Origin of the sequence: Devosia sp. (assembly GCF_017307565.1) — a bacterium.
In the GTDB taxonomy this organism is placed as follows: domain Bacteria; phylum Pseudomonadota; class Alphaproteobacteria; order Rhizobiales; family Devosiaceae; genus Devosia.
Genome location: NZ_JAFKHD010000206.1, coordinates 1 through 8,906, shown reverse-complemented (window position 1 = coordinate 8,906; position 8,906 = coordinate 1). Strand labels below are relative to the sequence as shown.

6 protein-coding genes are annotated in these 8,906 nt (G+C 60.7%); 3 read left to right on the top strand and 3 right to left on the bottom strand.

The window, feature by feature from the left end:
- From ngcE to J0I64_RS06515, 3 genes are all read left to right on the top strand, one after another.
- On the top strand, positions 1–954 hold a 954-nt coding region (ngcE, locus tag J0I64_RS06525), incomplete at its 5' end, for an N-acetylglucosamine/diacetylchitobiose ABC transporter substrate-binding protein (protein WP_291406792.1).
- Positions 955–965: 11 nt separating this feature from the next.
- Complete coding sequence (locus J0I64_RS06520) at positions 966–2,852, top strand: ABC transporter permease subunit (RefSeq protein ID WP_291406791.1); 1,887 nt, start codon at positions 966–968, stop codon at positions 2,850–2,852.
- A gap of 342 nt (positions 2,853–3,194) precedes the next feature.
- Complete coding sequence (locus tag J0I64_RS06515; protein WP_291406790.1) at positions 3,195–4,313, top strand: epoxide hydrolase family protein; 1,119 nt, start codon at positions 3,195–3,197, stop codon at positions 4,311–4,313.
- Positions 4,314–4,361: 48 nt separating this feature from the next.
- Here J0I64_RS06515 and J0I64_RS06510 read toward each other — a convergent pair whose 3' ends face one another.
- The 3 genes from J0I64_RS06510 to J0I64_RS06500 all read right to left on the bottom strand — a co-directional run bounded on the left by J0I64_RS06510 (position 4,362) and on the right by J0I64_RS06500 (position 8,548).
- A complete protein-coding gene (locus J0I64_RS06510; RefSeq protein ID WP_291406789.1) occupies positions 4,362–5,036 on the bottom strand; it encodes a helix-turn-helix domain-containing protein in 675 nt (224 codons plus the stop codon).
- Positions 5,037–5,192: 156 nt separating this feature from the next.
- Entirely contained in the window at positions 5,193–7,376 is a 2,184-nt protein-coding gene (locus J0I64_RS06505) for an AI-2E family transporter (protein WP_291406788.1), read from the bottom strand.
- A gap of 176 nt (positions 7,377–7,552) precedes the next feature.
- Positions 7,553–8,548: a LacI family DNA-binding transcriptional regulator gene (locus J0I64_RS06500; RefSeq protein ID WP_291406787.1), complete on the bottom strand. Its 996-nt coding sequence runs from the start codon at positions 8,546–8,548 to the stop codon at positions 7,553–7,555.
- Between the last annotated feature and the right edge of the window lie 358 nt (positions 8,549–8,906).

The following is an 8,906-nucleotide window of genomic DNA, read 5'->3' as shown; positions in this document are numbered from 1 at the left end:
GACACGCTGGTTGGCGGCGTCGAAAAGCCGGGCACCTTCGGCGACAAGTTCGTGGCGCTCAACTACGTCATGACGGTCTACGGTATCTGGTACTCGGCTTCGCTCTTCGAAGCCAATGGCTGGACCCCGCCGACCACCTGGGCCGAAGCCATCGAGCTGGGCAAGAAGGCCAAGGAAAAGAACATCTACCTGTTCGGTTGGGGCAAGGAAGCCGCCACCTATTACCGTACCACCGCAGTCGCTTCGGCGATCAAGGCGGGCGGCGACGAGGTGCGTCTCGCGGTGGACAATTTCACCCCCGGCTTCTGGTCGCACCCGGCATTCCAGGCCGTCTTCACCGCGCTCCACGAGATTATCCAGGGCGGCATGATGAAGCCAGGCGGTGCCGGCACGCAGTTCACCGCTGCCCAGGCGCAGTGGTCGAATGACGAGTCGTTCCTCCTCTACCCGTCGGGTTCGTGGATCGAGAACGAAATGAAGCCAGCCACCAAGGAAGGCTTCAAGATGACCGGCATGGCCGAGCTCTCGGTTGATGCGAACGACAAGCTGCCGAAGTCGGCCCTCCACGCCACGGCGGGCGAGCCGTTCATCATTCCGGCCGGCGCGCTCAACCTGCCCGGCGGCAAGGAACTGCTGCGCACCATGCTTTCGAAGGAAGCGGCAACGAACTTTGCCAAGACCAAGCTCGCGCCAACCATCGTCAAGGACACGGTGCCGGCCGACGGTTTCGGCTCTACCGCACTCGTTTCTCAGAGCAAGTTGCTGGCTGATGCGGGCAACGACGTCTTCACCTGGAACTCGTTCGATCTCTACGGGACCAACCAGGACGAACTCGTCGTGTGGAACAGCTTCCTTGATGGCAAGCTCGACGTGGCGGCTTTCACCGCCGCGCTGCAGGCGATCACGGATGCCGTCTACAACGACGCCTCGGTCACGAAAGTGGTCGTGAAGTGATGGACGGCACAATGGCGAGGACCACCGCCGCCAAACGGCGGTGGAAGTTTCCGAGCCTCGAGAACACCAGCTTTACGCTGGTGTTCCTCGGGCTTCCGCTCGCGATCTTCATTATTTTCGTGATCTCGCCATTTGTGCAGGCCTTCTATTATTCGATGACCGACTGGTCAGGCTTTTCGAAGGAGATGAACTTCGTTGGCCTGACCAATTATTTCGCGCTGCTGCAGGATCCGGTCTTCACCAAGGCCGTCTACAACAGCATCGTGCTGGTGCTGGTGCTACCGCCGCTGGTCATTATCCTGGCGCTGACGCTGGCCACGCTGGTGACGATCGGCGGCTCGAACCGGGGACAAATCCAGGGGCTCAAGCATTCGAGCCTTTACCGCATCATCTCGTTCTTCCCCTATACGGTGCCGGCTATCGTCATCGGCATTCTCTGGGCGCAGATGTATGACCCATCCAGCGGCCTCCTGAACGGCATTCTGACCGCGATGGGATTTGAGTTCTTCAGGTCTTTCGCCTGGCTCGGCGACGAGCGCACCGCCATGGGGGCGTCGATCTTCGTCATCGCCTGGTCGATGGTCGGCTTCTACATGGTGCTGTTCATTGCCGCGATCAAAGGCATTCCCTCGGAAGTCTATGAAGCGGCGCGCGTCGACGGCGCCGGGCGCTTCCGTACCGCCATCAGCATCACCGTGCCGATGATCCGCGACACCATCCGCACGGCCTATATCTATCTCGGCATTCTGGCTCTCGACGCCTTCGTCTATATGCAGGCGCTCAACCCGAGCGGCGGCCCGGCCAATTCCACCGTGGTGATTTCCCAGCACCTGCTGAACACCGCCTTCAAAAAGGGCAAGTTCGGCTACGCGACCTCGATGGGCGCGGCGCTGGCGATCATCACGCTGGTCTTCGCGGCGCTGGTGTTCTTCGTGTTCTGGTGGACGGGCCGCCCGCCCAAATCGCGGCGGGTGCGCAAGGTGGCTGCGCCTGCGGTTCGGACCGCGCCAGTGGCGAGGCCTGCCAAGGTTGCCGGACCGCGCAGGAGCGCACCATCGCGGAACACGATCTGGTCGGACGCAACCGTCGGCACGATTTCTCATGTCGCCCTGATCCTCTGGGTCGTCATCATCTGTGCACCCCTGCTCTGGGTGCTGATGAGTTCGTTCAAGACGACGGCGCAGATTTTTCAGTCGCCCTTCATGCTGCCCACGACGTTCAACTTCGACAATTACGTCTCGGCCTGGACCACGGCGAATATCGGCACCTATTTCGTGAATACGGTGATCGTCGTCGGCTGTGCGCTTGTCATCGTCATGCTTTTGGGCTCGATGTGCGCCTACTATCTGGCGCGTTATGAGTTCCGGGGCAGCAAGTTCATCTACTATCTGATGCTGGCTGGCCTGACCTTTCCGGTCTTCCTGGCTGTCGTGCCGCTGTTCCAGACGCTCAGGGGTTTTGGGCTGCTGAACACCTTTCCGGGCCTGATCATCACCTATGTGGCGTTTGCGCTGCCCTTTACGGTGTTTTTTCTCTTCGCCTTCTTCAAAACGCTGCCGCAGGAAGTCGCCGAGGCGGCCATGATCGACGGCGCGGGGCCGTGGCGGATCTTTTTCACCATCATGCTGCCGATGGCGAAACCGGGGCTGGCGTCGGTCGCGATCTTCAACTTCCTCGGGCTCTGGAACCAGTTCCTGCTGCCGATCGCGCTGAATACCAATTCCAACAATTACGTGCTGTCCCAAGGCATGGCCTCGTTCGCATCGCAGGCCGGCTATGCCGTCAACTTCGGCTCGCTGTTCGCAGCCGTCGTGATCACGGTGCTGCCGGTGCTCGTCACCTACATCATCTTCCAGCGGCAGCTGCAGGGGTCGGTCTCGGCGGGCCTGTTGAAGTAGGCGGGGCGCAGGGCCGGCGATGATCGCCGGCCCGACCTGGAGGGACGAAATTCGCGCCCTTGTGGCGCGAATTTGTTGCTGATGCCCGGCGTATTGCGCCCGCGCGTCAGCGGGGCGCCAGTCCTCTAGAAAACACCGATCCAAACGATGCAGTGCTGCCAATGGCGGGCTGCGATTTTCGTATTTTTACAATCTCCTCGCGGTCTCTGCCCGTAGCCTCACCTCATCAACAAGGCACGGAGATGAGAGATGAACCGCCGGCAGTTTTCCAAGGCACTTGCTGTCTCAGCTCTACTCGCTGGCCTGCCCAGCAAAGCCGCTCATTCACAGGAGACCGCGACCATGACCCGCCCCACTTCTTTCGAAATCGCCATTCCCGAGTCTCAGCTTGCCGATCTCAAGTATCGGCTTCAGCACACGCGGTGGCCCGATCAGCCGACGGACGCCGGCTGGACCATGGGGACTAACCTCGATTACCTCAAACGGCTCACTGACTACTGGATCAACGCGTATGACTGGCGAAAGGCGGAGGCGAGCCTCAACGCACTCGGCAGCTACAAGGTCGATCTTGACGGCATCGACCTCCACTTCGTTCACCGCCCATCGAGCAATCCGCACGCCATTCCGCTCCTGCTCCTCCACGGCTGGCCGGATTCTTTCTACCGCTATCACCGCGTCATCGAGGCGCTGTCCAAGGATTTTCATGTCGTCGTTCCATCCATCCCCGGCACCGGTTTTTCGGGGCGGACGGCTCTGCCGATGAACCAGGTGGCCGACCTCTTTGCGCACCTCATGACAGAGACACTGGGGTACGAGAAGTTCGTCGCGGCCGGCGGTGACGGCGGCTCCATCATCTCGATGGCACTGGCCCAACGCCATCCCGAGGTGCTGCTCGGCTACCACGTGACCGATGTTGGCTATGCCGACCAAACCACCGACTTCTCGGTGCTGACCCCGCCCGAGCAAGCTTATGCCGGGGCGATCCAGCAGTGGTTCTTCAGCCACGGCGCCTTCAACCTCATTCATGCAACCAAGCCGCAGAGTCTGGCCTTCGCGATGAACGACTCTCCTGTCGGCCTCGCAGCCTGGATCATGAGTTTCATGGCCGGGATGGGTCTCGGCGACGAGGCCGACGCACGGTTCGGTCGCGATGAACTGATCACCAACATCATGATCTACTGGCTGACCGAGACGGCAGCCTCATCGTTCCGGATCTATGCCCTCAACGCAATGCAACCGCCGACGATCAAGGGCACCAATACCGGCGTTCCGGTTGCCGTGGCGACCGAAGTACCGATCCCGGGCGGTGTGCGTCTGCCACGCGAATGGGCCGATCGTCAGACGGGCGGCAATGTCGTGCAGTTCCACGACATGGAAAAGGCCGGGCACTTCGCGGCATGGGAGGATCCAGAGTTCTTCACTCGCGACCTGCGCACGTTCGCTGCCCTCCTCAAGGGCTGACTGGGGGAGCACATTAAAGCCAAGGGCGCCCGGCATCCCGCCCGGCGCTCATAACTTGTGGACCAGCTCAAGGTCCGAGGGCAGGAAGCCCATGATCGCTTTGATGGACTTGATCATGTGCGGCTGGTCGGAATAGCCGAGATCGGCCGCCACCCCTGCCGGAGCATCACCCCGTTTCAATCGCCGCACCGCCTCCTGGGCCCGCCGGATCATCTGAAAATCCTTCTGCGTGATACCCGTCGTGCGCTTGAAATGCTGCTGCACGGAACGCCGTGATGCCGCCTTGGGGTTATCCGAAAAAGCCTTGGCGACCAGATCGTCCGATTTCAGCAGGCCCGCCAGGATCATCTGATCGACCAGTTCCTCGGCGCCCTCGAATGTCGGGAGCGCCAAATCGATTCCGTCGAGCACAAAGCGCTCGCCGGCCACAGGAAGCCAACGGATCTGTGCGCCCGTCCGGACCTCGCTCTCGGTGGCAAGATAGACATGGGCGGAAAAGGAAATCACTACAGAATGCTCGCCCGCAAGATAGGGAACGTCCACCGGCTCGGTCGCCTGCCCGGTGAGAAAGACAACCGCTTCCTCCTCTGGCGAAACGGCCAGGATCAGGTCCCACGCCCCATCGGGGGTGGCCCGGTATACGCCATCCTGAAGGCACACCGTCTGCCATACGGTATCGATCCAGGGGTGGGACGAGGCGCGTTGGGTGTGTTTCTGGGTCATCAGCTCAATCAAGCGGAGGATGCAGCAACTTGACGGTCAGGGTGCCACCGTTGCTTTGGGACCGCCAGCAGGAAATCAATCTCGCGGAATGCGCCCGGCGTCCTCGAATGACTTGGACCAACTCTTTGGATGTCTGAATTTGGCAAAGGACCGGTACTAGGTCGCGCCCACATCCAACGCCCGCGGGGCGGCGAATTTTTCGACCAGTTCCTCGCCGGCCAGGCGGAGGGCTTCAATATCCCTGTCCGTAAACAGATGGGGCTCATAGTCGAGGAGCACCAGGACACCAGGGCATGTTCCATCGGCCAGAAGCAGCGGGACGCCGGCATAAAAGTCGATCCCATTGGTCTGCAGGTAGGCATTGTCTCCGACCACCGGATGGGGTTTGCCGGAATAGACCACAAGGGGGGCCTTCTGCTCGGCGACAAGCATGGTCAAGGCCGCCGCCTCCTCGTCCTCAAGATGCCGCTGGTCGTCGAGCAGGTTTATGACCGCCGCGGGGACGCCAAACCTTCGGGCAATAGAGTCCAGCGAACGCCCCAGGGCATCGTTGCCCCGACCGCCGCCAGCAAAGGGATTGGCACGTGACGGCTCTTCATTGATGACCCCAGAAGTCGACGCCCCGTCCGACATTTCCATCGCGGTTTCGAAATCACGCGCGACATGGTCGACGTGGAGCGTATCGGCAGTCTCGTCGGCCGCCATGTCGTTGAGGATGCAAGCCACGATGCGAACGTCCGGCGCCATACGACGCACCCGGCGGGCGACATAGCGGCATTGGGCACGCACATCTGCGCCCATGAAGACAAGCACTATGGTGCGAACCTTAGCGAGGTCCAGCCGGCCAATCGCCTCCTGCCGGATTGCGCCGGGCGGCAGCACATCGATCCCCATTGCTGCATCGGACATGGACGCGCCAAGCAATTGCGCGGCGGCTTCGTCAATCTCGCTGCGACCGCCGATCAGCAAAATCTCGGCCTCATTCGACCAGCGCGGCGCCAATGTTGCATCAAGGACGGTCTCGAAGGACTCCATCAATTGTCGCCTTTGCGGCACCACTTCGGGGCCTGCATGCAGCTCCTGATTGGCCATTTGCAAAGCCGGCAACATCAGCTCGTTGACGAAGGATTGGGGGCCCTGATCTTCGATATGATCTTCGCTGATCTCTATGGCGTCTTCACTGTCTCCCTTGAGCATCCGCTGATAAAGGCGCTCGGCGGGTGAAAGCACGGGTTCGCTGCCAAGCAGCGTTTCGAGGAACTGGAATTGCGGCAGGTGCCGGCCAATCACGACCAGGCAGACCGTCATGGGCGTCGACAGAATAAGCCCTATAGGGCCCCATAGGGTCGCCCACAGCATTGCCGAGAGCAGGATTGCCAGAGCCGACACGCCGGTGCTGGAGCCATAAAGGCGCGGCTCGATGACATTTGCAGTGGTCAGATCCAGCGCGAGGAAAAGCGCGACAGCCGAGATCAGCATGTGCCAGCCCGGATCGACGGCGAAAGCCAGCATGAATGGCAGAACCGCAATGATCAGGGCACCGACGAAAGGGATATAGCGAAAGAGGATGATGAGCATGCCCCAGAGCAGCGCGCTCGGCACGCCGATGAGCCACAGGCCGATCCCGAAAATCGTACCGTACACCGCGTTGACCATCAGCTGGATGATCAGGTAGCGGCCCACCCGATTGCTGGCATCCGAGATCGCCAGATTGGTGAGCGAGTATTTGCCGGCGCTGACGAGCCGGATGAAACGGTCCTGCAGGTCTGCGCGGCCGATCAGCAGGAAAATCAGAAACACGGTGACGATGGCGATCGTGGCGACAGGGCCGATGATCGACCCCATCACCGAGGTCAGGAGATTGAGCGGGCCAATGTCATTAGAAATCGTCACCGGAATCGGTGCGCCCTGTCCGGGCACGACACCACCAATGCTGCTCCCCAAGTTTGCTATCGTGCTCTGCAACTGGTCGAGCCAAACAAAATTTCCGAACTGTTGCTGCAGCGCCTGGATTTTGGCGGCGATGGTTTGCTGGTAGCCAGGGAGTTCGGCGGCGAGGCCCACGATCTGCGAAGCGGCAAGCACGACGAATCCGAGAAGACCGAAAAAGGCCAGTGCCACCGCCAGAACGACGGCGACGGGATCGGGCAAACGTAGCCGCCGGTTAAGCCAGGACACGACGGGATTGAGGGCGAAAGCGAGGAGAACGGCCAGGGTGAGCGGCACCAGGATGGCGGCCCCGAGATAGAGAAGAGCCGCGACAATGGCGAAAGTGGCAACGCTCTCGAACGCGGTAAGACGGCGACGAAAAACTGTCTCGATGTTTGACCGGCTCGACATTTCTGCCCTTGCACTCCCGAAATTCGCGTCGAACGCGTTACCGGGCTCAGGCCTGCGAAACCGGCCCCAATCGCCGCGTGCAAGGCGTGATCTAGAACACGCCAGAAGGTCGGGAGTTCCAAGCCGGGTAGAGCGTTGCAGGCAGGAAGACTTGCGAAAGCCGGTGGCCGGTCCGATCAGACCGACCTTGACGACTCCCGGGCGAGCAGTTCGGGCCGGATCAGGATGCTTTGCTGGGTAAATTTCCCGCCCAGACGGTCGAGCAACATGCGCATGCCAAGCTGGCCTATGCTGTATTTGTCGACGTAGATGGTCGATAGCGGCGGGGTCACCAGTTCACCGAGCGGAATACCGTCAAAACCGATGATCGAGACCGCTCCTGGAACAGCGCGGCCGGCACGCCCGCAACTCTTGAGCGCTCCGATAGCATTGAGATCATTGTAGCAGACGAGCCCGTCGAGATCGGGGTGCGCCTCAAGGAGTTGCAAAGAGGCTGTCTGGCCGCCGGCTACGTCGGGCGTACAGTGCGCTATACCCAATTCCCGGCCGCCGACCGAGGCGAAAAACGAGCGGACGCCTTCAAGGCGCTGGGCTGCACCATGTGAGGTTTCGGGGCCGGCGACTATGCCGATCCTGCGCCGACCCGAATCCCAAAGATGACGGGTGGCTTCGTAGGCTCCCTGACGGTAGTCGATATTGATGCAGCCTGCGGCAGCACTCGGCACGGAGCGGTTGATGACCACCGCCGCCTTGTACTGCTTGAGAGCCTGAAGCAGCGGCTTCTCGGGCAACCGAGCACTACACAAGATAACGCCGTCGACACGCTGCGTTTCCAGAACCCTGAGAACATCGATTTCCCTGTCCGCGCTTTCGATCACGTTGCACAACAGCAGGTTGTAGCCGTGGCGCATGGCGACGCTTTCTGCGCCACGGATGATCTCGGGAAAGAATGGGTTGGAAATATCAGGGACGACGACTCCGATGATGCCGGAGCGGTCTGACTTGAGTGCCCTCGCAACGGCATTGGGCCGGTATGCCAGCTCCTCTGCCGCCTGTCTGATGCGATCGCTGGTTTCCGGACTGGCCCCCCCGCGTCCGTTGAGGACGCGAGACACAGTCATGGTGGAGACCCCGGCTCTCCTGGCGACGTCGGACAGCGTTGTTTTTGACATTTTTATCCCAGAAGTTGGGTTATCGATAATTCTTCTAACGTTGTTTTGAGATTTGACAAGTCCCTACCAGACGAGCAACTACGCCTGAAGCCAGGGCTTTGGAAAACGATTTCGATCCTCGTTGACATCGAAATGCCTTCCAAATATAGGTTATCGATAACGTACCTAGAAGGGTACTGATGGAGGAAACTTTATGAGGACATTCGGTCGGATCGGTATTGTAGCTACGCTCGTGGGAAGCCTGCTGGCCTCCACGGCGGTGATGGCGCAATCCTATACGGAGGCACCTGCCCTGGCGGAGCGCGTGAAGGCGGGTGAATTGCCCCCCGTCGAAGAGCGCCTGCCCAGCGATCCGCTG